Consider the following 23,885-nt stretch of genomic DNA (forward strand, 5'->3'; position numbering starts at 1 on the left):
CGGCGTGCGCCGCGGGACGCCGCCGCAACGGGTCGATCCTGACCAAGACGCGGTCGTGCGCCTGTCGGCGATCCCGCCGGACGGACGCGCGACCACCGTCGGGCGGGTGATGCTGGCGGTAGGGGGAGAGCGGATTCCGGTCGAGATGACCGTGCCGGCCGGCCCCGTCGCGGTCGAGGACCTGCTGCCCATCGTTCACGGTCTCAGCAGCCTGTTCGCGACGCGGGCGACAGCGCGCGCCGAGGCGGACGGGCGGGAGATATCCTGCCGCGCCGGCTGCGGGGCCTGCTGCCGCCAACTGGTGCCGGTCGCCCCCGCCGAGGCGCGCGCCCTGGCCCGGCTGGTCGAGGCCATGCCCGAACCCCGGCGCGAACGCGTGCGCCGCCGCTTCGACGCGGCCCTCGACACCCTGGAGCCGCTCGGCCTGATGGAGCGGCTGGACCGGAACCGCGACGATCGCCAGGTGATCGCGCGCGAGTATTTCGCCGCCGGCGTCGCCTGTCCCTTCCTGGAGGACGAGGCGTGTTCGATCCACGCCGACCGGCCGCTGTCATGTCGCGAATATCTGGTCACCTCGCCGCCGGACCTGTGCGCCGCCCTGTCTCCGGGCATCGAAAGGGTGACCCTTGAGGCCCGGCCGTCGCTGGCCCTGCTGAACGCCGATCTCCGGGACGGCTGGATGCCGTTGGTGCTGTCGCTGGTGCAGGACGCCCAGGCGCCGCCTTCGCCGCGTGACCGACCGGCGGCCGACATCCTGAAACAGGTGATCGGCGGCCTGTGACATCACGGGACGAATGCCAGCGGTAAATCGTCTTGTGTGGATGGTTGGGAACTTGGTGGGAAAGGATTTGATCCCCAAGCTTCGCCATGCGTTCAGGGCGCATGACAAAACCTTCCAAGCCCGCCGTCCTGTCCATCCGCAACGCCAGACTGGCGGATGTGACCGCCATCTCGGCCCTTGTCGCCAAGGTCTACAAGGACATGCCGGCCTATACGCCGGGGATGCTGCGCGGCCAGATCGCGGCCTTCCCCGACGGCCAGTTCGTGGTCGAATACGCCGATGAGATCGTCGGCTACGCCGCCGGATTCCGCATCGACGAGAAGACGGCGATGTCGCCACACACCTGGACCCAGATCACCGGCGGCGGCTATGCGGCGCGGCACGATCCGGTCGGGGACTGGTTCTACGGCATGGAGGTGTGCGTCGATCCGGACCGGCGGCGGCTGCGCATCGGCCAGCGGCTGTATGACGCGCGGCGCGACCTGTGCGAGGCCGAGAACCTGCGCGGCATCGTCTTCGGCGGGCGGATGCCCGGGCTGGCGCGGCGCAAGGCGGCCTATCCCGATGCGCGCGAATATCTGGACGCGGTCACGGCGCGCAAGCTGAACGACCCGGTGATCGGTTTCCACATGCGCGGCGGCTTCGAGCCGATCGGGGTGCTGGAGAACTATCTGACCTCGGACACGGCCTCGATGGGGCATGCGGCGCACATGGTGTGGCGCAACCCCTACTATACCGAGACGCACGGCCGCGGAGCCGCCTTCGCGGTCAAGGAGACGGTGCGGGTGGCGACGGTGCAGCTGCAGGCGCGCAAGGTCGCCAGCTTCGAGGAGTTCATCTCCAACATCGAATATTTCGTCGATGTGACCTCGGACTATCGGTCGGACTTCGTGGTCTTCCCCGAGCTGTTCACGCTGCAGCTGCTGTCGCTGGAGTCCAGGAAGCTGAGCCCGGTCGAGTCGATCGAGGCCCTGACCCGCTACACGCCCCGCTTCGTCGAGGCGCTGCGCAAGATGGCGGTCGAGTACAATATCAACATCATCGGCGGCTCCCACCCGACGCAGACGGACGACGGGGATATCCAGAATGTTGCGTATGTCTTCCTGCGCGACGGCTCGGTGCATGAGCAGGAGAAGATCCACCCGACGCCGAACGAGCGGCACTGGTGGAACATCAAGGGCGGCGACCGGGTCCAGGCCATCCCGACCGACTGCGGCCCGATCGGGGTGCTGATCTGCTACGATTCCGAGTTCCCGGAACTGGCGCGTCGGCTGGTCGACGAGGGCGCGCGAATGCTGTTCGTGCCGTTCTGCACCGACAACCGCCAGGGCTATCTGCGGGTGCGCTATTGCTCGCAGGCGCGGGCCATCGAGAACCAGTGCTACGTCATCCTGTCGGGCAATGTCGGCAATCTGCCGAACGTCGAGAACATGGACATCCAGTATGCGCAGTCGTGCATCTTGACGCCGTGCGACTTCCCGTTCGCGCGGGACGGGGTGGCGGCCGAGGCGAGCGAGAACGTCGAGACGGTGACGGTGGCGGACCTCGACCTGTCGGACCTGGCCTGGGCCAAGTCGCAGGGGACGGTGCGCAATCTGCGCGACCGCCGGTTCGATTTGTACAAGACGGTGTGGGCCGACGGGGGCTGAGGCTCAGGCGGGGCGGCGCCAGGCGACGATGCCGAGGCTGGAGATCTGGACCGGCTCGCCGAGCTGGTTGCGGGTCTCGTTTCGGGTGCGGACCATGCCGCGGTCGGGGCGCGATTTCGAGGGGGTGATCTCCAGCACCTCGACGTGAACCGTCAGGGTGTCGCCGGGCCGGGTCGGGCGGGGCCAGGTCGTCTCGCCGCCGACGCCGATCAGGCCGCCGGCGATGGGCAGGCCGTCGACCAGCAGCCGCATGCTCAGCGCGGCGGTGTGCCAGCCGCTGGCGGCCAGTCCGGCGAACAGGCTGTCCTGGGCGGCGGCCTCGTCGAGGTGGAAGGGCTGGGGGTCGAACTGGCGGGCGAAGGCCTTGATCTCATCGGTGGTGACGGTCACCGAGGGGGTGACGAAGATCTGGCCGACGTGGAGGTCTTCCAGATACAGCGGCGCCCGCGCGGTCACGCCGAGGCGACCGTCGAGGGAGCCCGGTCCGGCTCGGCGAAGCGGGCCGCGCCCGACAGGGCCGCGCCCAGCAGCAGCACCGCCATCGCCGCCATCAGCAGGGGCCGGGCCATGGCCCGCTCGGGACTGAGCGGACGGATGAACATCAGCACCAGCAGGCCCAGCAGGACCAGCACGCCGGGCAGGTCCATGCCGATGCCGAGGAAGACGGTGTGGGCCAGCCCGGTGATCCAGCCGGCCGCCAGCGCGGCGGCGACAGCGACCGGGGCCAGCGACCGCGCGCGGATCAGGCCGGGATCGGCGAAGGCGGCCACGGCGGCGGTCAGGGCGGCCAGCAGGCCGGTCCAGACGAACAGGAAGGCCGCCTCGGGCGCGAAGCCTTGCGCCGTCGCGGCGACGAGCAGGATCAGGCCGATCAGTCCCGTCCATCCGCCCCAGGCCGAGCGGGCGGCGAGGCCCGGGGCCAGCGACAGGCCGATGGCTACGGCGGAGGCGCCGATGACGATCACGTTCACCCCGCCGAGCACGAGGGCCACGGCGGCGACGGCCGCGATGGCTCCGGCGACGATGCGGCGGTCGGGCCGCGCCCGCCCGCCCAGCAGGGCCAGCGCGAGGGCGAGGACCGTCAGCGCGGCTCCGGCCTCCATCCACGGCAGGCGAGCCAGCAGGGTGTAGTAGGCGTCGGCGCTTTCGGCGCGGCCGGACAGCGGTCCGGCCAGCAGCCGCACGGCCTGGGTCAGGACCAGGCCCGTCGACAGGAACCACAGGCCGTCGACCATGCCGCGTCCGACCTCGGCGAAGGTCAGGCCGGCGCGCGACCGCGCCCGCCACAGCGCCGCGCCCCAGCCGATGAAGGCCAGTCCCAGCAGCAGCCAGCCGGTCGCCGGGGCGTGGCCGACGATCACCTGTCCGAACAGATCCGAGTAGACGACGTTCTGCGTCGTGGCGGGCAGGGCGGGGGCGCGCAGCAGGGCGTCCGAGGTTTCCAGCGCCTGGGAGCCGATGTGCTGGACGCTGCCCTGATCGAGGGCGTCGGGCGTCGAGACGTCGGCGTGATACTGGGCCGGGCGGCCGATGAAGGCGAGATTGATCCCCTGGACGCCGCGGTCCTTGGGGATGGTGAAGTCGGTGCCGTTGGGCATCAGCTCATAGACGAAGACCGCCAGCGAATTGGACGAGACGCCGCCGGTCGCCCGGACGCCCGCGCGGGCGAACAGGCCGATGGTCTGTGCGTTGCCGCGGCCGGTCTCGAACATCATGGCCCGGCCGCCGCCGCCGCGCGCCTCCAGATTGACCACCGCGCCGATGCGGTCGCGCAGGGGGTGCCCGCCCCAGAAGGCGCGGGCCCCGTCCAGGTTCAGCTCCTCGCCGTCGGTCAGCAGGACGACCAGGGTGCGGTCGGCGGCGCCCCGCGCGCGGATGGCGCGGACGGTCTCGAGAATGGCGGCGACGCCCGCCGTGTCGTCCGCCGCGCCGGCGGAGTCGGGCACGGTGTCATAGTGGGCCATCAGGGCGACGGCGGGCAGGCGCGGGTCACGTCCGGGCAGGACGCCGATCAGATTGGTCACCTCGATCCCGGCCGCGGACCGGTCGTCGCGCTCGATCCGCCGCACCGCTTCGGGCGAAAGCGGGCCCGCCTGGGTCGAGGTCTGCAGGCCGAGGGCCGCCATCCGCTGGAGGAGGTAGGCCTGAACCCGCGTATGGTCCGCCGAACCGACGGGATGCGGGCGTCGCGCGATCTCGCGCACGTCGGCCATGGCCCGTGCGGTGGAGAATACGGGCGCCGGGGCGGTCGCCGGGACCGGGCGTGGACTCTGCAAGGTCAGCACCGCGATCAGCAACGCCAGCGCCAACGATCCGACCAGCCAGAGCAGCCGCATGATCCATCCTCCCCGATGAACGGCTACGCTAGCGGGCCGTTTCTCCCGCGTCATCCTCAGGAATGTCAGGAGTCGACGATGATGGGTGGCGAAGGTTGCTCGGGCAGCTCGACACCCAACTGGCCAGCGCACCATCGAGCGGCGCGATACCTCGCGTGGTCGAAGGCCGTTGTTCGGGCGCGAATCCGGCAGACCAGCAGGCTGTCGGGGCGGTCGGTGAGATAGACCACCGAAACATTTCGTCCGTTCCCTGCGGTGACCCCCGCGAAAGAGAGGCCGTTCTCCGCCGTCATCTCCATCATGGGCTTGTCGTCCCACGAGACGAGTCCCTCGGCTTCCACAACGCGTCCCGCAAAGACCGAGACTTCTTCTGTGGCGGGTCTTGCGATCAGGTCGACCGAGATCTCGCGGCGCGCCAGGTCATCGCCGGACAGCCTCGAAACTATCGGGAAGGTTTCGGCCGTCTGCAGATGAAGCGAGGCCAGCGCACAACAGAGGCCGACGAAGACATTCATGGTGATCCATCGTTGCGGGGGTTGAGGTGGACAACCTTAGGGCAGCGCGTCGAAGTTCGACACCATCGCCGCAAGATCAACTAGGGCCGACGGCCCGTCAGGCCGCGCGCCTCAGCGCCGCGGGCGATTTCACGAACAGGCCCTTGCGGCCGGCGACCGCGCGGAAGGCGATGCTGTCGCCGTCAGGCTGTTCGTCGGGGCCGAGGAACAGGCAGCCGTCGTCGACCAGGCGGCGTTCCAGATTGTCGAACATGTCGCGGCGGCGCGCGGGATCGGCGTCGCCAAGGACATGACGGCAGAAGATGATGTCGAAGCGGTGATCGTCGGTGGGCGCGTCGGCCAGGTTGGCGCGGGCGAAGTGGACGGTGGCGCGCAGCTCGGCCCTGACGATCCAGGCGTCCTCGGCCTGATCGAACCAGCGCAGCATGGTCGCGGCCTTCAGCCCACGCTGGATTTCGAACCCCGTGTAGGCGCCCGACCGGGCCTTTTCCAGCGCGCGTTGCGACAGGTCGGTGGCGACGATCTCGACGGCGACGCCTGCTTCCTGGGCCGCGATGGCCAGGGACCAGGCTTCCTGGCCGGTCGAGCAGCCCGCGGACCAGATCCGGACCGGCTGACCGCCGCGCGCCTTGCCCAGCGCCGGCAGCAGCTCCTGGGCGAGGGTGTCGAAGCTGGCGCGGTCGCGGCGGAACCAGGTCTCGGGATTGAGCAGGGCCTCGATCACCGCCCAGCCCAGCGAGGCGACGGGTTTGGCCCAGAGCGAGGCCAGCATGGCGTCGACCGTCTCGAACCCCTCGCGCCGGGCCACGGGGCCCAGACGGTGTTCGGCCAGCTTCATCCGGTCGCGCGTGAGCCTGAACCCCGCGCGCGAGGCCATCAGAGTCTGCAGGCGATCGAAGTCGTCCGGCGTCATGGGGTCAGACGGCCCCCACTTCGGCGAATTTCGAGGTCAGGATCTCGCCGTCGAACGGCTTCATCACATAGTCGTCGGCGCCGGCGGACAGGGCCTCGGCGATGCGTTCGGCGCGGGTCTCGATGGTGCAGAACAGAACCTTGGGGGCCAGGCCGCCGGGCAGGGCGCGCAGGCGGCGCAGGAAGGTCATGCCGTCCATCACGGGCATGGACCAGTCCAGCAGGATGACCTCGGGAATCACCCCGCTGCAGAAGGCCAGGGCCTCGGCGCCGTCGGCGGCTTCATCGACCTCGAAACCGAGCCCTTCGACGATCCGCCGGGCGACCTTGCGGATAATCCGGCTGTCGTCGACGATGAGACAGGTTCTGGGGGTCACGGATCGGGTTCCAATTCACCGCCACACAACGCCCGCGTGTGCGACATGTCTATAGTCGCCCCGAGCCGGTTAATGAGACCTTTGGAAACCGCCTTAAAGTCTCAGTTAGGCATGCGGGCGGAGAGGACAACGCGGCCTTCCTCGCACCGGACGTCGAGCGAGCCGCCGGCGTCGTGCGCCGTGAGCCACAGCCAGTAGGGCTGGATCCATTGACCGGGCAGACCTTCGCTCAGGGGCTGTCCCGCCAGACCCGACACGGCCTCGGCCTTCAGGCGGGCGCGGTTTCCCTCGGCCAGCCCCTCCATGACCAGATCGTCGCCCTCGCGCCGGGTGGACACGACGGCGGTCCCGCCGGACGGCAGGGCGGCCATGGACAGATAGGCCAGGTTCACCAGGGCCCGCGACTGGGCCTTGGAATAGCTGGCGTCCTCGGCCTTCCAGTCCAGGGTGGCGCGGCCGCCCTCGGTCAGGCCCGAAACCAGGTCTCCCAGCTCGGCGCCCGAGAAGCGTTCGGCCGATGTCGCGGCGCCGAAGGCCACGCGGGCGAACGAGACCAGGGCCACCATCTTCCTCGCGCTGGCCTCGATCAGGCCCATGGCGTCGTCGCGCATGTCCTGGGCCGAGGGGTCCTTCAGCAGGTCGAGGCCCGAGCTGATCGCGCCCGCCGGACTGATGAAGTCGTGGCACAGCTTGCCGGCGATCAGGGCGGCCAGGGCCTGCCCGTCAGGAAGCGCCTGGCCATCAGGCGCGGCGGTGGAGGTGTCGGTCATAGGGCCCCGGAGCAACAGTCGGATATCAGGCCGGACGCTGACCTGATTTGCCGGTTCGCGAAACCGTCCGGATGCTCTAATCCCGCGCCATGATCAAACGACTGACCGCCGACCTCGCGTCCGGCGCACTGGCCGAGGCGCTGGCCGACATCGCCGAGGATGCCGCGCGCGTCATCCTGCCCTACTGGCGCAACGGCGTGGTCGCGGAGACCAAGGCCGACGACAGCCCCGTGACCCAGGCCGACCAGGAGGCCGAGACCCTGATCCTGGCCCGGCTGGAGGCGCTGTATCCCGGCGTCCAGACCGTCGCCGAGGAGGCCGTGGCCGCCGCCGGCATGCCGGCCGCGGCGGCCGAGTGGTTCTGGCTGATCGATCCGCTGGACGGCACGCGCGGATTCATCGAGGGGCGCGAGAGCTTCACCGTCAACATCGCCCTGGTCCACAAGGGCGCGACGGTCGCGGGCGTGGTGACGGCCCCGGCCACGGCCACGACCTGGCGCAGCGCCGCGCCGGGCGCCGGCGCCTTCCGCCGCCGCTTCGGCGAGGGCTGGCAGGCGATCAAGGTGCGCAACCGGCCCGCCTCGCCGATGGCCGTGATGAGCCACAGCATGACCGACGCCGAGGCGGAACGCCTGGCCTCACGCCACGGCTGCGTCCAGTGGCAGGGCACGGATTCGTCGCTGAAATTCTGTCTGATCGCCGAGGGGCGGTTCGACGCCTATCCGCGCACGGGCCCGACGTCCGAATGGGACACGGCGGCCGGACAGGCGGTTCTGGAAGCCGCCGGCGGCCGGGTCATGGGCGAGGACGGCCAGCCGCTGCGCTACGGCAAGTCCCGTTTCGCCAACGGCGGGTTCGTGGCGCTGGGAGGCTAGGGTCGGGGGGTTGGGAAGGACGGGGAGGTCGGCCGCCATGGCGGGACCGTTCCGGGCCCTCGCCCCTAACCCCTGACCCCCATTTCCTTTTCCGGCATCGCCAGCATCGCCCGCTCGACCAGCGCCGGCGCGCCGCATTCGCGGGCGGTCTCCATGGCCTCGGCCAGCATCAGGCCGATCGCGCGGGGTTCGACCCCCATCAGCCGCCCCCTGGCCATGGCCAGCCGCGCCATGACAATCTGGTCGGCGGCCCAGTCCACAGGTTGCGAAGCGCGCGCCAGCAGACGCTGACGGACGATCGTCTCCAGCCCGACAAGGGCGGCGATGTCGCCCACGTCCTCGGCCAGGTCGGCTTCCGCCGCCAGTCGCCGTTCCCGCGTCAGGGCGCCCAGAACCAGTCCGGGCTCGCGGGTCAGGGTTTCGGCCTGGGCCAGGGACAACAGGGGCGTCTCGCCCGGGGTTTGAGCCAGTTGCACGGCGACCCAGTCCAGGGGGCTGTGATCCGGGTTGAACTGGTCGGCGGCGGCGTCGAACAGGGCCCGGCCCTGTTCGGTCGCGGCCTCGTTCCGCGCCAGCCGCGCAAGGGCCATCCGGCCGGCGCCGGCCAACGCCAGGGCGCGGGCGCGGGTCAGGGGGCGGTAGTCGGGCGAGGCGGCCTCGACCAGAACCCGCAGGTCGCGTCCGGCCTGATCCAGCAGCCGGCCGTCGCGACGGGCCACCCCCGCCTCGAGCGAAAGCGAGGCGCGATCCAGTCTCAGGTCGTCGCCCATGGTCTGGGGCATGCCCCTGGCGCCGTGGACGGCGGCGTCCAGCAGGGCGGCGGCGTCCAGCATGACGGACGGCTCGCCCGACAGCCGGGCCCGGCGCGCCGTCAGGCGAGCATGCAGCGCCGCTGCGCTCGCCCGGGTCGCAGGGCGTTCCGCGGTCAGGGATTGAACGTCGGCCAGCGCAGCCGTCAGCTTCTCGGGTCCGCCGAACAGGTCAAAGCGCAACAGGTGAATTTCGCCTGACTCGATGGCCGCGGCGGCTGTCTGATCCGGCGTCGTCGTGTGCCGGGAGGCGTCCGAGGCGGCGGAGGCCGCCCGGTCCAGACTGGTCCGCCGGCCGGTGCGTCGGGCGTGCTCGCGCCACAGGGCGGAGGCGCGCATCCAGCCCGCGAACGGTTGGGTGCAGGACACGCGGCCCGCGTCGATCGCCTCGCGGCGGGCCTCGGCCTCGACCAGGTCCGCGCCGATCAACTCCAGCCAGCCGAGGTCGTCGCTCTCGCGCGCCTTCTCGAACAGCTTTCTCAAATCCCGGCCGAATTCGAACATCAGATCAGGCGCTCCGGTCGTCCCGCTTCGGGACCAAACAGGCGTCCCGGGGATGCAAGGTGCAAACGCAGCGCCGCGCCGGGAGTTCTGCCCGACCGTGAACTCAGTTCGAACCGGCCGCGGTGCGCCGCTGCTCGACCTGTTCCAGCAGGTCCCGGCCCCACTGGACATGGGAGCCGCCGTGCGGGTCGTTGACGATGGGCGTCAGCAGGGTGATCGCGTCGTCGTAATGGCCCGTCTCCAGCATGGCGATCGCGGCGTCGCCACGGATCGACATGACCTGGGGCGCGTAGCGCACGGCGAGGGCCCAGGTCTCCAGGTCGTTGTCGTTGGGATAGTCCGGGGTGTTGCGCCGGATACGCGCCAGGGCGGCGTAGACGCGGTAATCGGTGGGATCGGCCTCGAACGCCCGCCGGAGCAGTCCCTGGGCCAGACGGCGCTGTCGCAGGCCGTCCGCTTCGTCGGCCGCCAGATCCCCGCGCTCCTCGACGATATCCGCCATGAGCAGCAGGCCTTCGATGTTGTCGGCCTGCCTTTCCAGCGCCCTGGCCAGCGCGGTCTCCGCCGCCGCGTCGTCGCCCCACTGCCGCTCGGCGCGGCCGAGCGCGACCAGGGCCAGGGGATCGTCCGGGAAGCGGGCGGCGGCCGCACGCAGCGACGCCAGCAGCGCCGGCCCGTCGATGTCGGCGGGGTCAGGCGCACGGGCGTTGATCATGGGCAGAAGGACGGCGTCCGCCGCCGGCGACAGGGTCGAAACCGTGATCGTCGGGGTGACGGGAGGGATGTCGAGCTGCGCATATCGGAGGCTGCCGCGAACATAGGCGCGCAGCTGGGCGGTCAGCTGCTCGGGGTTCATGCCGAAGACCGCCTGCCACGCCTCGACGGCGTCCTGGCCGCCGTTGATCGCCGCCAGACAGGCGACCAGGTTTCGGACGCGCTCCTGGTCGCTGAACACCCAATGGGTCAGGGCCCAGGATTGGGCGTAGTACATGCTCCGGCCCGTCCGGTCGCCGATATCCAGCGAGCCTTTGGCCCGCAGAAGCTGGTCCATCGGCAGCCAGCGGTTCTGCTGCAGCGCATACTGACGGCCGGGGTCGGGCAGGCCGAAGGACGCCTTTCCCCGCTCGGACACCGTCGCCGTGGCGAAATATTCCGCAAGCCCCTCGCTGAGCCAGCCCGGGTACCGGCCGTCGCCGCTCCTGGCCATGAAGTGGTGGGTGTATTCGTGCAGCAGGATATCGTCGCTCTTGCCCCGCACCAGGATGGCGAAGATGTCGTTCTCGCTGGACGAATAATAGCCGGCGATGCCCTCCGGGAGATCAGGCAGGGCGACCCGCAGGGCCGCGTCGTCGTCCACCAGATAGACAGGCAGTTTGCGGATATCGTCGCCCCCTCCGCCGCCGAAGCGGATGCGCATGAGCGCATCGAAACGCTCCAGCTTGGCCGTGTATTCGCGCAGAATCCGTTCGGAGCCGTGGCTGTAGACGATGAAGTTCGGGCTTTCGGCGCGACGCCATTCCGCGAGGGCGGTCGCCGGCGTCAGCGCGATCAGCGCCAGGGCGAGGAGAAGACGATGAACGGCTGACGGCAAGACGGAACTCCTGGGGCGTCCCCCATTCTAAGCCCGTTTTGCGCTGCGCGGTCCAGCCAGAGGTTGTCGATGGCTCGCGCGGGTCAGTCCGCCGGGCCGGCCGGAGCCGATGTCGCGGCGCCGGCCCGGGCCTCGGCGATTCGGGTCAGGATGCGCTGGATCCGGGCGGGCGTTTCGCGGCCGTGCGGATCGTTGGCGATGGGCTGGATGACTTGCTCGGCCTCGTCGACGAGGCCGTGGTTGAGCATAGCCTCCGCGGTCACCGCGCGGTTGCTGGCGACTTCAGGTGCGATGGCGACCGCTCGCCGCCAGAGTTCCACGTCATTCGCGGTCGGATAGTCCGGGGTGAACCGTCGGCTGTAGGCGATGGACTGATAGACCCGGTGTTCAAGGGGATCGGCCTCATACGCCCGGGCCAGGAACCCTCTCGCCTGGCGGTAGAGCCGCTCTCGCGCCTCCGGATCGGTGAGCTTGTCGCCGGCCGTTATCCGGGCGTCGGCCATCAGCAACAACAGATCGACATTGGTCGGGTCGGCGTCGAGCAAGGGCTGGACGGCCTGCTCCGCCTTCGCGGGATCGCCCCAGCGAAGCTCGGCCCTCGCCACCATCGACTGGGCCAGCAGATCGCCGGGATGCCGTTCCGCCGCCTGTCGCGCCCGGTCCAGTACGGCCGGCCCCTGGTTGGCGGGACCGCCGTCGCGGGCGTTGATGTCGAGCAGCAGGACCTCGTTCGCACTGTCGGGCAGGGCCGAAGTGGTCAACGCGGGACTCGCCGCGCCAAGTTCCAGTTCGGCGTACCGGGGACCCGCGTCGAGGTAGGCCCTCAGGGTTCGGCCCAGCTGTTCGGCGTCCATGTCGAAATGCGTTCTCAAGGCCGTATCAATCGCCACGCCGCGCGCCGTATCGGCCAGGTATTTTTCCATGCGGCCGCGCCGATCGGGATCCGTCAGCGTCCAGTGCGTCAGCAGCCAGGACTGGGCGTAGAAGGCCGCGGTCTCGCGACCGTCCTGCAGGTTGGGGGGGCCGCCCAGCACCGCCTCCATCGGCAGCCAACGGAGATTGTTCAACACCCGAACGCTGTTGAACGGGGTCTTGCCCACGGCGGCGCGTCCCGCCGGACTTACGGTCGCGGTGCTGAAGAACTCGGCGAAGCCCTCGCGAAACCAGGCGGGATAGGCGCCCGGAAAGTTCCGGAACATGAAATGGTGCCCGTACTCGTGTCGCAGGGTCTCGTCACCCTCGGCTCTGACCGCCACGGCGCGGATGTCGCGAAAGTTGGCCGAATAGAAGCCCGCGATACGTTCTGGCAGTTCAGGCGCGACAATCCCCAGGTCGGTGCGGTTGCGCACGATGTAGACGGGCAGTCTGCGTTCGTCCTGCTGCTCCGGCAGGGCGAACCAGGTGCGCAACAGTTGATCGATGCGCTCCAGCTCGATCGCATAGTCCCGCAGGTCGCGCTCGAAACCGTTGCTGTAGACGACGAAATGCCGGGTCTCCGCCTTCCGCCAGTCGGCGTGGGCCAGTCCGGGAACGGCTGTGATCGCCGCGCTGATCAGGGTGATCCGAAGGGCGGCGGCGAAACGGCTCGGAGCAGTCATGGATTCTCTCATGCAACCGGATGAAAATAGCCGGTCTCCATGACAGGTTGTCCAGAGCGTTCTAGCCCCGCTCCTTCGTCTTCGTGAACGCCACCGTCGGGAACCGCTCCATCACATAGCCGGTCTCCCAGCTCGACTTGGCCAGGAAGACGGGATCGTCGTCGATGTCGCGGGCCATCTGGCCGCGGTATTTGCCCATGAAGTCCTCAAGATCGGCCCTGGTCCCGCCGATCCAGCGCGCCTCGGCCCAAGGCGAGGGCTCGAAGATGACTTCGAGGCCGTATTCTTCGCCCAGGCGGTCGGCCATGACCTCGAACTGCAGCTGGCCGACGGCGCCGACGATGAAGTCAGATCCCATCTCGGGGCGGAACAGCTGGGTCACGCCCTCCTCAGCCAGGCCGTCCAGCGCCTTCTTCAGGTGTTTGGCCTTGAGCGGATCCTTGACCCGGACGCGCTGGAGGATTTCCGGGGCGAAATTGGGCAGGCCGGCGAAGCGGATCAGGCCGCTCTCGGACAGGCTGTCGCCGACGCGCAGCACGCCGTGGTTGGGAATGCCGATGACGTCGCCGGCATAGGCGTCCTCGGCCAGTTCGCGGTCGCTGGCGAAGAACATGATGGGGGCGTTCACCGACAACTGCTTGCCGGTGTTCTGGACCTTCAGCTTCATGCCGCGCTGGAATTTGCCCGAGGCCATGCGGAACATGGCGATGCGGTCGCGGTGGTTGGGGTCCATATTGGCCTGGACCTTGAAGACGAAGCCGGTGACCTCGGCCTCGCCGGGCGCGACCGTGATGGCCACCGGCTCGGCGGCGTTGCGGGTTCCGGCCGGGGCGGCCTTGTGCGCCTTCATGACCTTGGGCGGCGGGGCCCATTCGCCGATAGCGGCCAGCAGTTCGTCGATGCCGAAATGGCGCAGGGCCGAGCCCCACAGCACCGGGGTCATATGGCCCTCGAGGAAGGACTGGCGGTCGAAGGCCGGATAGCCGCCCTCGACCAGCTCCCGGGCGTCGAGCAGCGCCTGATGTTCGCCGGGCTCGAAATACCGGGCCGCCTCGGCCAGCGGCAGGGCCTCGGGGTGGGGCACGTCCTCGGCTGAGCCGGCGGGCTTGCGAGCGTAGGGCTGGAACCGGCCTGTGCCCATCTCGACCATGCCGCGCAGGCGGTTGCCGCTTTCGGCGGGCCACCAGATCGGGGCCGGGTCCAGTTGCAGCCGGCTGGCGATCTCGTCCAGCAGGGCCATCGGGTCCTGGGCCTCGCGGTCCAGCTTGTTGATGAAGGTGATGATCGGAATGTCGCGCAGGCGGCAGACCTCGAACAACTTCAGCGTCTGCGGCTCGATACCCTTGGCGGCGTCCAGCACCATGATGGCGCAGTCGGCGGCGGTCAGGGTGCGGTAGGTGTCTTCCGAGAAGTCCTCGTGCCCGGGCGTGTCGAGCAGGTTGAACATCTTGCCGTCGTGCTCGAACGTCATGACCGAGGCCGAGACGGAGATGCCGCGCTCCTTCTCGATCTTCATCCAGTCGGACTGGGTGCGTCGGTTCTCGCCGCGCGCGCGCACGGCCCCGGCCGCGCGGATGGCCCCGCCGGCCAGCAGGATATGCTCGGTCAGCGTGGTCTTGCCCGCATCCGGGTGCGCGATGATGGCGAAGGTCCTGCGGCGCAGGGCCTCCTGTTCGAGAGTGAGCTTCGACATGTTCGATCCGTTGGGCGGCGGGACGTAGCGCGGACCGGGCCGAAAGTCACTCGCCGGCGAATAACCCCTCGCCAGACAGGGCTTTTGGAGTCATCGTCGGTTCCGGCGAGACGACCCGGTCACGCAATCGGGCGCCGCCTTTGGAAACGAAGGAATCGGCCATGGCCCTGAACCCCTCCGTGGATCCGCCGCCGCACCACGACGGACCGCACCCCGCCCTTTCACTGATCGTCGGCTTCGGCGTGATCGTCCTGGGCGCGACCATCGTGCACATCGTCTTCAACGTGCTGGTCTGAGGGTCAGACTCGTCGCCTCAGTTGCCTTGCGGCGCAGGGTCTTCATCGACCGAGTCCGCCGCGGCGTCCTCCGCCAGCGCTTCCGCTTCGCTGAGACCGCGCGCCTGGTTCAGCAGCGCCTGGGCCGCCTTGGCGTCGTCGCCGCCATGCGGATCGTTGGCCAGGACCTCGATGGTCCGGATGGCGTCCTCCCGGCGACCGGCGGCCAGATAGGTGCGGGCCATGTCGATCCGCGCCTTGTCCAGCTGCGGGGCCAGTTGCAGCGCCAATTCACGGGTCAGGATGTCGTTCTCGCTGGGGTAGCCGGGGCTGCCCTCACGCGTCTCGGCCAGCAGCATGAAGGTGCGGTAGTTGGCGTCGTCCAGCTCGAACGCCCGGCCAAGCAATCTCTGCGCCTCGGCCTTCAGGGGGCGGACCTCCGCGCCGTCCTCGGCGGCGCGTTCGAGCAGCGACCTCGCCAGATACTGGTGACCCTCGACGTGATCGGGATGGGCGGTGATCAGCCGCCGGAGCACCGCTTCGCCGGCGTCGCGGTCGCCCAGATGCATTTCGGCGTGACCGAGGGCGAGCATGGCGGCGGGATCGTCGGGATGCCGTTCGGCCAGACGGCGAACCTCGGAGAGCGTCGAGTCGCTGTGCGACGTCGGCACCCCGGTCAGCCGCTGGGTCATGAGCAGGAAATCGCGCGACGAGGCCGCAAGCGGAGTCACCGTCACCTGGGCCCGCGGGAAGAAGTTCCGGATCTCCATATAGGGAATCCGACCCATGTAGCCGCGCAGTTCCCGGCGCAGTTCGGCGTTGGTCATACCGGTGGCCCGGGGCATGGCCTCGATCGCATTTCCGCCGGCGCCGACATCCAGCAGATAGGCCCGCAACTGGTTGAAGCGCGCGTCATTGCCCATGAACCAGTGGGTCGTCAGCCAGGCCAGCGGATAGTAGGTCGCGTTCCGTCGCCGCACCTCGCCCGACCGCTTGGCCAGCAGGTCGTTCATCGAGATCCAGGTCGTTCCCCGAAGCCAGGACCCGCGGGCCTCATTGGGTTTTCCGATCAGAATCCGCGTCTCGTTGATGTCCGCGGTCATGAAATATTCCGCGAAGCCTTCGATGAACCAGGCGGGATAGGCGAACGGCACGTTCTGCATCATGAAATGGTGCGCGTACTCGTGCAGCAGGACGTCGTCGCCCATGCCGCCGCGGAGGGCCACGGCGAAAATGTCCTCTTCGCGGGCGGCATAGAAGCCGGCGACGGTGTCGCCGATCGCCGGCGACACCCGCCGCAGGCCGGCGGAATCGACCAGATAGATCGGCAGCTTGCGAGGCGGAACCTCGTCGATGGGCAGGCCCATCTTCCAGCGCAGCAGCCGGTCGAACGTCTCCAGCTTTTCGGTATAGGCGATCAACTGGCGCGGGTTGCCGTCGCCATAGACGATGAAGCGCTCGCTCTCGGCCTTCAGCCATTCGGCGCGGGCGGGCGCGACGCCGACCAGGGTCAGTGCAAGGGCGGCCAGGACCATCGGCCCGACCCAGTTCATGAAACGCATACCGACTCCCCGACTGGAACAGTCACCCTATCCAGCCCGGACAATGCTGTCCAAGGTTGTGCGGGGAGAAATCGCGATCAGGCGGCGAGGCGCATCCAGACCGCGCGGTCGGCGGCGACGGCGTCCAGCTTGCCCTTGGAAGCGCGGGTCTTGAGCTGGCGCATGATGGCGGCGGGCAGGGCGCAGAACTGCGGCTCAACCAGTGACGGGTCGCAGCCGACGGCCGGGGCGGCGAACAGGGCGGCGTTGACCTCGGGCGACCGGTCGTGGATCAGCCAGGCCAGACGGCGCGCGCGCTGCGGATCGGTCTTGTGCATCAGAGGGTCTTCGGCGAACAGCTCGCAACCCAGTTCCAGAACATAGTCCAGACCCAGGTTCTCGAACCGGCGCGCGTCGCCCGGCGTGACCGGCGAGGCCTCATCCAGATCGAACACAACGTCGTTGAGAAGAAAGAGCATCGACAACACCCACCATCGCCGGGCTCGTTTCCCGGCCCGTTGAAGATGACCCTAGGCCAAGGCGCTTGCGGTTCCGTTCCCGAACGCGGTTAAGCATTTCGCACTGTCGGCGGCGGCGTTAACCCGGCGGTTTCCATAGCCGGCTCCGGGATCAGGCGGCGACCTTCTCGGTGATGAAGTGTCGGCCCTCGCGGTCCTCGATCTCGACCACCCAGATGTCGGGGTCGTAGCCGGCCTGGCGCTGGATCCAGGCGTCCAGTTCGCTTTCGAACTCGCTCTCGACCGGCTGAATCCACAGACGTTCGCCGTCGGGGCCGAAGGCCTCACTATAGAGTCTGGCGCGGCGGGTGGAGGTGTCGAACGCCTTGACGATGACCGTGCCGGCCCGGGCGTCGCCCTTGCGCGCGACCGTGGCGAAGGCGCCCGACAGCTCGGCGCGGCGGATCAGGGCGGAGACCCAGAGGTCGCTGGATAGAAGCACTTTGATAACCCTGCCCGGAAACCGTACCGGAACGCATGACGCGTAGGGTGCGGCCCATGACGATAGGCCAGACCGCCCCGAAGACCAAAGCCGCCCTTCTGGCCGCCGCCGTCCTGTGCGCGCCGCAGGTGGCGTGGGCCGGGCCCTCCGACACCTATTACGAGCGCGCCTTCATGGTCGCGGCCGACCAGCGCTGCGGCCTGTTCGACGCGCGCATCGACGCCGCCCTCGGCGCCGCGACGGCCCAGGCCCGGGGCGCGGCCCTGCGGTCCGGCGCAGCTGAAGCGGACCTGAGCGCCACGGCGGCCCGGGCCCGGTCGCGGGCCCATGCCGTCTCGTGCCGGGATCCGCAGCTGGCGACGGTGCGGAGCCGGGTGGACGACGCCTTCTCGGGCTGGCTGCGGACGCCGCGCATGAGCTTCCCCGGCGAGCGCGGGAACTGGACCGCCAACCGCCTGCGCTCCGCCGGCGTGGGCTGGCGGCTGCAGCAGACGTCGATCGTCGGCGCCTCTCCGGTCGCCTTCGGCTATGCCGGGCAGGACGAGACGTCGGATCTGGTCGCGGTGGTCAGTTTCGTCGGACGCTCACGTCCGAACGCCGCGCGGATCGTGCTGCGCGACCCGAACAAGGTTCCGCGCGCCTGGCTGGCGGGAGACGGCCTGGTCCCGGCGGCCTCGCGCGCCAGTCTGTGGGCGGCGAATGTCGCGCCCGCCGATCCTGAACTGCTGTCGGAAGGCCATCGCGCCGGGGAGGTCTGGCGTTTCCCCGCCTCGACCGCCGCCGCCCTTGAGCGGCTGGATCCGCGCGAGACCTTCGCGATCGAATTCCATTTCCGCGACGGCAGCGTCGCCACGGCGAAGTTCGAGGCCGGCGACTTTACCGCGGGGCGGGCGTTCCTGGCGATGGGAATGCTGTAGGGGCTAGGCCCCGTTCTTCATCGGCATCGGAATGATCTCGGCGCCGCCTTCCGGGGCCGGCGCGCGGGCCACAAGGGCCACGGGCAGCCGCACCGTCACCGCCGTGCCCTCGCCCAGGGTGCTGTCGATGCTCATCCGGCCGCCGTGCAGCTCGGCGAAGGCGCGGACAAGGGACAGGCCCAGGCCCGTGCCCTGACGGCGCTGCTCGATCTCGCCCGCCTGTTCGAAGGGCCGGCCCAGACGGCGCACGTCCTCGGGCGCGATGCCGACGCCCGTGTCGGCGACGACGACCTCCAGATAGGGGCCGATGGCCTCGACCGTCACGATGATCGTGCCGCCCGGAGGCGTGAACTTCACCGCATTGGACAGCAGGTTCAGAGTGATCTGTTTCAGCGCCCGCCGGTCGGCCGAGACCTCGACGGGATCACCGGGCAGGACGCTGGACAGGCTGACGCCCTTGTCGTCGGCGTTGACCCGGACCAGGGCCATGGCCGCCGACACCGTCTCGCGTGCGTCGACCCGCTCCAGCGTCAGGGTGTAGCGCTCGGCCTCGATCTTGGCGACGTCCAGCAGGTCGTTGATCAGGTCCAGCAGGTGGCCGCCGGCCTGGTGGATGTTCTCGGCGTATTCGCCATAGCGGTCGGGCAGGGGGCCGAAGATGCGCTGGCGCATGATGTCCGAGAAGCCCAGCACGGCGTTCAGCGGCGTGCGCAACTCGTGGCTCATGTTGGCCAGGAAGCGGGTCTTGCCGGCCTCGCGCGCCTCGGCCTCGTTGCGGGCGGCTTCGAGGCCCAGTTCGCGGGCGTACTGCGCCGTGGCGTCGAAGATCTGGGCCACCAGCCGCGGACCCGAGGCGTCGTCGAGCCGGCGGACGATCATCTGGGCCCGTCGATCCAGAGCCAGGCGCGGGGCGAACAGGGCCATGCCGTCCTGACCGCCCATGGCCCGCTCCATGGCGCCCAGAACGCGCGGCCGGTCTGGCGCGTGGACCGCCGCGACAAGTCCGCTGTCGAACAGCGGGTCCACCGGCAGATAGGTCGGCGGCGCGCCATAGGCGGCCACGACCCGGCCCGACGGCTCGAGGACCAGCATCAAGCCGGGCTGGGCCGCCAGCAGGGTTTCGATCCTTGCAGCGTCCGCCTCGGCGGTCTCCAGCCGTCTTTCGCGCTGCCGCCACGACAGGCGCACGGCCAGGGCGGCGGCTCCCGCCGTCAGCAGGGCGGAAATCGCCGCCAGCGCCGGCAGTGGAGGGCCCTGCCTGACCAGCCAGGCCGAGAGCAGGCCGGCCAAGGCGGCGAGACCGACCGCCAGCGCGCCGGCCTGGACGGGCCGGGGGCCGCCGAGGGCGATACCGGCCGCCAGCGGCAGGAAGACAAAGCCGGTCAGCGGTCCGGTCAGACCGCCCGACAGCGCGGCGGACACGAAAGCCGCCAGTCCCCATACGCCGAGAAGCATCATCCGCTCGCCCGCGCCGTCGCGCCGCAGCAGGCCGAGGCCCGTAAGGCCCGGCGCCACCATGGCGAGGACGCCGTAGAAGACGGGCCCGTCGACGCCGCCGATCCATCGTCCACCCAGCGCGAGCAGGGCGGCGGCCACGGCCCAGCCGGCATGCCACGCGGCCAGCGCGGGACGATCGCCCGGGTCAGGGGCGGCGACGGGTCCGGAATCGGGGCGGGCGGGCTGGATCAAGGGCGCGACGGGAAAAGCCGGGAACGCCGGCGGCCCTCCAGCCTAGCCTTGCGGCTGAGTCGTCCAAAGCACGCACGCGTTCCAGGCGACTGGCCGGCAGCCCGGCCTGGCGCTTTTCCGGGGACAGGTTGCGAGGTTGTCGTTAACGCCGGCCCGGCCTATCTGGCCCGCATGACCGCTGATCCCTCCATCGATGACACCCTGGCCGAGCTGGTGGACGAGTTCGACCTGCTGGGCGACTGGGAGGGTCGGATCGAATACGTCATCGAACTGGGCAAGGGGCTGGCGGCCTTGCCGGAGGCGGATCGCATCGAGGCCAACAAGGTGCCGGGCTGCGCCGCCCAGGTCTGGCTGGCCGTGCGGCCCAGCGGGGATCGTCTGAGCTTCCTCGCCGACAGCGACAGCGCCCTGTCCAAGGGCAATATCGCACTGCTGCTGAAGCTCTATTCGAACCGCCGGCCAGACGAAATCCTGGCCTTCGACGCCCGCGCAGCCCTTGATCGCCTCGGCCTGCCGTCCGCGCTGACGCGCCAGCGCGCCAACGGCCTGAACGCCATGGTGGGCCGGATACGTGACGCCGCGGCGGCCGCGGTTCAGTAGTAGAAGCCGGTTATCGTCATCGTCGGGAGGCGGTCCGCCGGAGCCGCGACCTCGACGGAAAGACGGTATTCCTCGGGCCGCGGGGTGCGCCGTTCCCAGCGCAGGCGATCGTCCGGCGAGGTGGACCAGCGCGCCGGATCACCAAAAGCGCGGCGGCCCAGATCTGCCAGCTCCCGTACGCTGGCGTGCCGGGAAGAGATCGTGCAACTGGCGGCGTAGACCGAGCTGTCGCCCTGTTCGAGGGTCCCTTCCTCGATGCGGATTCGCCACTCGCCGTCCCTGGAGATCAGGTCGATCTCCGACGCCCAGTCATCCAGAGGCGTGTTGCTTCCGGCGGGCCGGCGGAATTCCAGGTCCCGCGCGGCCCGCACCGATTTTTCGAAGCTCTGGGCGCGGGTGGCGTACGGCAGACAGACCTGGGTCAACATGCGCGCCACCAGCAGTTCCTGCGCAAGGGCCGGGGTGCTGATCAGGCACAGACTCGCCACAGTGGCGTAAGCAACAAACTTCAACTTGATCCCCGGTTCGCCGATTGTTGAAAATGGTCCGCTGTGTGCGGCGCGGCGACATGCGCGGCCGATGGTCACCCTTAGGGCCGAAGCCCGGGAGGCGACAGTTACGAGCCTGTAACGTCAGGCGGTGCGAGCTCCGTCGGTCAACCGATGCGGTAGTGGTTCGCCAGGGCCATCAGCCCCGTCTTCAGCAGGGCCTTGCCGCGCCGGCGAGCGAGGCCGAGGTCCCGTTCCGCCGCCTGCAGCGCGGAAGACCGGATGCATATCGCCTCGACCATTCCGCAGGCGGGTCCACAGGCCGCGAGCGCCGCCTCGACCCGCCGGCTCGCCGCCATGGCCGATGCGCCGGGACCGGTTCGTCCCGCCGCGTCGCCGCCCGCGCCAGCGCGCGGCAGGGCGTCCCACCGCATGGTGATCGAGGGGCCCCGCATGGCGGCCTCCGCGTCGCGGGCCAGACGGTCGGCTGCCGCGACCTCGGCGCGAGACAGCCAGGCGCGGCCGTCCGCGTCCCTGTGGCGCGCCAGCCAGGCGATCGCGGACTGGCCCAGATTGGCGCGACGCAAGGCGATCTCGCCATCGCCTTCCATGACCGGACGGACGCCCTCGATCACCCCGGGTCGACCCGGTCCTGTTACCTCCGGCGACGGCCGCGGAGCGGTGGTGCGCGCCATCCAGCCTCCACCGGGCCGGATTTTCAGCCCCGGAGTCCCGGTCAGGTCCCGAAACACCGCCTCGTCGACCGTCAGGAGAACGCACGCCCGTCGATCCCGCCCGACCCTGAGCGCATAGCCGTCCGGCGCGGCCTCGATCCAGCCGCCGCAGCGCGACAGCAGGCGACGGGCCCGTGCGGCGGTCCCTGGTTGGCCGCCGCTCATGCCGGCACCTCGCACACGGGCGCGTCCAGCACCTCGCGCACGCAGCGCTCCAGCCGGTCCAGCATGGCGTCCAGGGTCGGGCGGTCGCGTTCATCCTCGACCCATCGGCAGGCCGCCGCGGCGGTCGCCCGGTTCAGCCCGAAGGCGTGACCGACCCGTTCCAGCGGCCAGCCGAATGTGATGTAGGCCAGATACATCGCCAGCCGGCGCGCGCGACATTCGGCGCCCCCCAGCCGGACATGGGCCCTCATCCGTTCAGCCGTGACCCCCGTCGCCGCCGCCACCAGCTGGATCGCCAGACCCGCGCGAATACGGTCCTCCACTGCGACCGGCACGCGATACGCCTCACTCATCCGATATCCTCCATCAACCGGCTTGACGGCGCCCGTTCGAACTCCGCCTTACTTGAGATAGGAATATAATCCTGTGATACGTCGAATTCGGACGTAGGACGGGGTGGGAGGCCCCCTTTGGAGGAAAATGCGTCTGCTTGACTCAGGACTCTCGACGCCGATTCGCAAATCAGCCTACGATTCGCCTCAATGGGGTGGCGTTAACCTTTCTTAAGTTTTTACTCGGTTAACTCTCGAACAAGGTTACCCGGCATTGGATGTCGGGAATGATTGTCAAGCTTTGCCTGGAGGGGCATCAATGCGCGTTCTGCTTATCGAAGACGATCACGCGACCGCGCAGAGCATCGAGTTGATGCTGAAGTCGGAAGGCTTCAACGTCTACACGACGGACCTCGGCGAAGAGGGTATCGATCTGGGCAAGATCTATGACTACGATCTGATCCTGCTCGATCTTAACCTTCCGGACATGAACGGTCTCGAGGTTCTGCGTCAGCTGCGTGTCGGCAAGGTCAACACCCCGGTGATGATCCTGTCCGGAACCTCGGAGATCGAGACCAAGGTCAAGACCTTCGGCGGCGGCGCCGACGACTATATGACCAAGCCCTTCCACAAGGACGAACTGATCGCGCGCACCCACGCCGTGGTCCGCCGTTCGAAGGGTCACGCCCAGGCCATCATCCACACCGGCGAGATCGCCGTGAACCTGGACGGCAAGACGGTCGAGGTGCACGGCCACCGCGTCCATCTGACGGGCAAGGAATACCAGATGCTGGAGCTGCTCTCGCTCCGCAAGGGCACGACCCTGACCAAGGAAATGTTCCTGAACCACCTGTACGGCGGCATGGACGAGCCCGAGCTGAAGATCATCGACGTCTTCATCTGCAAGCTGCGCAAGAAGCTGGCGACGGCGGCGGGCGGCAAACACTATATCGAGACCGTCTGGGGCCGCGGCTATGTGCTGCGCGACCCGTCGGAAACCTCGGCTCCGGCCCCGGTCAGCGCCGCGGCCTGATCGACCGGAACATCGAATGCAAAAGCCCGCCGGAGCAATCCGGCGGGCTTTTTCTATGCGATCGGCGCGCGCGAGCGATACAGCCAGTCAGCCGGCAGGTCCATGCGAACCCAAGCTGGGGCCGGCGGAGGGCTTTCCAACAGCAGATGATCGGCGGCGTGGCCGAGAGCGCGCTTTCATGCTGCCGGCCGAAGGCGCCAACATCCACAATGCTGCCCGAACAGGTCGGAGAAGGTGATGAGGTTCGTTCCATTGATCCTGGCTGGAGCCGGTGTCCTTCTGGCGGCCTGCGCTTCAACGTCCAGGACATCCCTTGTCACTGGTCCCGACTGCAGGCCCATGGTCGCCTATGTCGTCCTTCAGTGCTGGTATGGTGGAAGAGAAACCGGCTTGAGCCAGTGTCAGAGCCGCATGGAAAGTCCGCCTGGTTGCGGGATCGAAACCGACGCCGTCGCCTTCTTCAACAGCGGCATCGACCTGTCCCCGATCTATGCCCGGCCGGGGACTGAAGATCGGCCACGATGGGCGCAATTCAACGTTTATCGCGACTCCGATGGCCGGGTTGGACGCAAATACTCCCAAGACAATGGCGGCGTCGTCACCGAGCGGCTTTACGAGGAGAAGCGCATTGGGGTCTCAGCCTGAGCTGGCGTCAACGCCCAACGCAAAAGTGCGGACCGTCGCATGACGGCCCGCACCCTTTTGTCTTTATGTCGCCGGCGCTTTCACGCCGTCGAACGG

General features: G+C 69.1%; 25 protein-coding genes. 8 read left to right on the forward strand and 17 right to left on the reverse strand.

Annotation, left to right across the window (positions count from 1 at the left end; translation table 11 throughout):
• The first annotated feature begins 4 nt into the window (after positions 1 to 4).
• Together PSV23_RS02695 and PSV23_RS02700 are read left to right on the forward strand one after the other, a co-directional pair.
• The gene (locus PSV23_RS02695) at positions 5 to 781 is read left to right on the forward strand and encodes a YkgJ family cysteine cluster protein (RefSeq protein ID WP_300465970.1); all 777 of its coding nucleotides are present in this window, start codon (positions 5 to 7) and stop codon (positions 779 to 781) included.
• 101 nt (positions 782 to 882) lie between these two features.
• Positions 883 to 2,430, forward strand: a complete 1,548-nt coding sequence (locus tag PSV23_RS02700; protein ID WP_300465971.1) for a bifunctional GNAT family N-acetyltransferase/carbon-nitrogen hydrolase family protein — start codon at positions 883 to 885, stop codon at positions 2,428 to 2,430.
• Positions 2,431 to 2,433: 3 nt separating this feature from the next.
• Here PSV23_RS02700 and PSV23_RS02705 read toward each other — a convergent pair whose 3' ends face one another.
• From PSV23_RS02705 to chpT, 6 genes are all read right to left on the reverse strand, one after another.
• Positions 2,434 to 2,886 carry a MaoC family dehydratase gene (locus PSV23_RS02705; RefSeq protein WP_300465972.1) on the reverse strand — a complete coding sequence of 151 codons (453 nt, stop codon included), beginning with the start codon at positions 2,884 to 2,886 and terminating at the stop codon, positions 2,434 to 2,436.
• Positions 2,883 to 4,766: a M20/M25/M40 family metallo-hydrolase gene (locus PSV23_RS02710; RefSeq protein ID WP_300465973.1), complete on the reverse strand. Its 1,884-nt coding sequence runs from the start codon at positions 4,764 to 4,766 to the stop codon at positions 2,883 to 2,885. Before PSV23_RS02710 ends, PSV23_RS02705 begins: the two co-directional genes overlap by 4 nt.
• 65 nt (positions 4,767 to 4,831) lie before the next feature.
• Positions 4,832 to 5,281 carry a hypothetical protein gene (locus tag PSV23_RS02715; protein ID WP_300465974.1) on the reverse strand — a complete coding sequence of 150 codons (450 nt, stop codon included), beginning with the start codon at positions 5,279 to 5,281 and terminating at the stop codon, positions 4,832 to 4,834.
• A gap of 97 nt (positions 5,282 to 5,378) precedes the next feature.
• Positions 5,379 to 6,194: a protein-glutamate O-methyltransferase CheR gene (locus PSV23_RS02720; protein ID WP_300465975.1), complete on the reverse strand. Its 816-nt coding sequence runs from the start codon at positions 6,192 to 6,194 to the stop codon at positions 5,379 to 5,381.
• Positions 6,195 to 6,198: 4 nt separating this feature from the next.
• Positions 6,199 to 6,570, reverse strand: a complete 372-nt coding sequence (locus tag PSV23_RS02725) for a response regulator (protein WP_300465976.1) — start codon at positions 6,568 to 6,570, stop codon at positions 6,199 to 6,201.
• 101 nt (positions 6,571 to 6,671) lie between these two features.
• Positions 6,672 to 7,340: a histidine phosphotransferase ChpT gene (gene chpT / locus PSV23_RS02730; protein WP_300465977.1), complete on the reverse strand. Its 669-nt coding sequence runs from the start codon at positions 7,338 to 7,340 to the stop codon at positions 6,672 to 6,674.
• Positions 7,341 to 7,429: 89 nt separating this feature from the next.
• Here chpT and cysQ point away from each other — a divergent pair, with 89 nt between their 5' ends.
• Positions 7,430 to 8,215: a 3'(2'),5'-bisphosphate nucleotidase CysQ gene (cysQ, locus tag PSV23_RS02735; RefSeq protein WP_300465978.1), complete on the forward strand. Its 786-nt coding sequence runs from the start codon at positions 7,430 to 7,432 to the stop codon at positions 8,213 to 8,215.
• A 65-nt stretch (positions 8,216 to 8,280) separates the two neighbouring features.
• Here the strand turns inward: cysQ and PSV23_RS02740 are convergent, their stop codons facing one another.
• The 4 genes from PSV23_RS02740 to PSV23_RS02755 form a co-directional block, all read right to left on the reverse strand.
• Positions 8,281 to 9,528: a hypothetical protein gene (locus tag PSV23_RS02740; protein ID WP_300465979.1), complete on the reverse strand. Its 1,248-nt coding sequence runs from the start codon at positions 9,526 to 9,528 to the stop codon at positions 8,281 to 8,283.
• A gap of 103 nt (positions 9,529 to 9,631) precedes the next feature.
• Entirely contained in the window at positions 9,632 to 11,119 is a 1,488-nt protein-coding gene (locus PSV23_RS02745; RefSeq protein WP_300465980.1) for a DUF1570 domain-containing protein, read from the reverse strand.
• An 83-nt stretch (positions 11,120 to 11,202) separates the two neighbouring features.
• Positions 11,203 to 12,717, reverse strand: a complete 1,515-nt coding sequence (locus tag PSV23_RS02750) for a hypothetical protein (protein ID WP_300465981.1) — start codon at positions 12,715 to 12,717, stop codon at positions 11,203 to 11,205.
• A gap of 61 nt (positions 12,718 to 12,778) precedes the next feature.
• Positions 12,779 to 14,410, reverse strand: coding sequence for a peptide chain release factor 3 (locus PSV23_RS02755; protein WP_300465982.1), 1,632 nt, complete (start codon positions 14,408 to 14,410; stop codon positions 12,779 to 12,781).
• A gap of 161 nt (positions 14,411 to 14,571) precedes the next feature.
• On the opposite strand from PSV23_RS02755, the gene PSV23_RS02760 reads away from it, so the two are divergent.
• The gene (locus PSV23_RS02760) at positions 14,572 to 14,706 is read left to right on the forward strand and encodes a hypothetical protein (protein ID WP_300465983.1); all 135 of its coding nucleotides are present in this window, start codon (positions 14,572 to 14,574) and stop codon (positions 14,704 to 14,706) included.
• 17 nt (positions 14,707 to 14,723) lie between these two features.
• Here PSV23_RS02760 and PSV23_RS02765 read toward each other — a convergent pair whose 3' ends face one another.
• The 3 genes from PSV23_RS02765 to PSV23_RS02775 all read right to left on the reverse strand — a co-directional run bounded on the left by PSV23_RS02765 (position 14,724) and on the right by PSV23_RS02775 (position 17,186).
• Entirely contained in the window at positions 14,724 to 16,247 is a 1,524-nt protein-coding gene (locus PSV23_RS02765) for a lipopolysaccharide assembly protein LapB (RefSeq protein WP_300465984.1), read from the reverse strand.
• Between the two features lie 77 nt (positions 16,248 to 16,324).
• Complete coding sequence (locus tag PSV23_RS02770) at positions 16,325 to 16,705, reverse strand: hypothetical protein (protein ID WP_300465985.1); 381 nt, start codon at positions 16,703 to 16,705, stop codon at positions 16,325 to 16,327.
• A 151-nt stretch (positions 16,706 to 16,856) separates the two neighbouring features.
• The gene (locus PSV23_RS02775; RefSeq protein ID WP_300465986.1) at positions 16,857 to 17,186 is read right to left on the reverse strand and encodes a DUF1491 family protein; all 330 of its coding nucleotides are present in this window, start codon (positions 17,184 to 17,186) and stop codon (positions 16,857 to 16,859) included.
• Between the two features lie 56 nt (positions 17,187 to 17,242).
• Between PSV23_RS02775 and PSV23_RS02780 the strand changes: the two genes are divergently transcribed.
• Positions 17,243 to 18,103 (forward strand): hypothetical protein, encoded by an 861-nt coding sequence (locus PSV23_RS02780; protein ID WP_300465987.1) that lies wholly within the window; start codon positions 17,243 to 17,245, stop codon positions 18,101 to 18,103.
• 3 nt (positions 18,104 to 18,106) lie between these two features.
• On the opposite strand, the gene PSV23_RS02785 is transcribed toward PSV23_RS02780, so the two are convergent.
• On the reverse strand, positions 18,107 to 19,792 hold the full coding sequence (locus tag PSV23_RS02785) for a HAMP domain-containing sensor histidine kinase (protein ID WP_300465988.1): 1,686 nt from the start codon (positions 19,790 to 19,792) through the stop codon (positions 18,107 to 18,109).
• Between the two features lie 171 nt (positions 19,793 to 19,963).
• On the opposite strand from PSV23_RS02785, the gene PSV23_RS02790 reads away from it, so the two are divergent.
• The gene (locus tag PSV23_RS02790; RefSeq protein WP_300465989.1) at positions 19,964 to 20,392 is read left to right on the forward strand and encodes a SufE family protein; all 429 of its coding nucleotides are present in this window, start codon (positions 19,964 to 19,966) and stop codon (positions 20,390 to 20,392) included.
• Here PSV23_RS02790 and PSV23_RS02795 read toward each other — a convergent pair.
• From PSV23_RS02795 to PSV23_RS02805, 3 genes are all read right to left on the reverse strand, one after another.
• Positions 20,386 to 20,979, reverse strand: coding sequence for a hypothetical protein (locus tag PSV23_RS02795; RefSeq protein WP_300465990.1), 594 nt, complete (start codon positions 20,977 to 20,979; stop codon positions 20,386 to 20,388). The two genes, PSV23_RS02790 and PSV23_RS02795, sit on opposite strands and share 7 nt — an antisense overlap.
• Before the next feature lie 68 nt (positions 20,980 to 21,047).
• Entirely contained in the window at positions 21,048 to 21,779 is a 732-nt protein-coding gene (locus PSV23_RS02800) for a DUF6456 domain-containing protein (protein ID WP_300465991.1), read from the reverse strand.
• Complete coding sequence (locus PSV23_RS02805) at positions 21,776 to 22,132, reverse strand: chromosomal replication initiator DnaA (protein WP_300465992.1); 357 nt, start codon at positions 22,130 to 22,132, stop codon at positions 21,776 to 21,778. Before PSV23_RS02805 ends, PSV23_RS02800 begins: the two co-directional genes overlap by 4 nt.
• A gap of 298 nt (positions 22,133 to 22,430) precedes the next feature.
• Here PSV23_RS02805 and ctrA point away from each other — a divergent pair, with 298 nt between their 5' ends.
• Positions 22,431 to 23,144, forward strand: coding sequence for a response regulator transcription factor CtrA (gene ctrA, locus PSV23_RS02810; protein WP_300465993.1), 714 nt, complete (start codon positions 22,431 to 22,433; stop codon positions 23,142 to 23,144).
• A 339-nt stretch (positions 23,145 to 23,483) separates the two neighbouring features.
• Positions 23,484 to 23,789 carry a hypothetical protein gene (locus PSV23_RS02815; RefSeq protein ID WP_300465994.1) on the forward strand — a complete coding sequence of 102 codons (306 nt, stop codon included), beginning with the start codon at positions 23,484 to 23,486 and terminating at the stop codon, positions 23,787 to 23,789.
• Positions 23,790 to 23,885: the final 96 nt, after the last annotated feature.

It is taken from the genome of Brevundimonas sp. (assembly GCF_029946145.1).
GTDB lineage: Bacteria > Pseudomonadota > Alphaproteobacteria > Caulobacterales > Caulobacteraceae > Brevundimonas.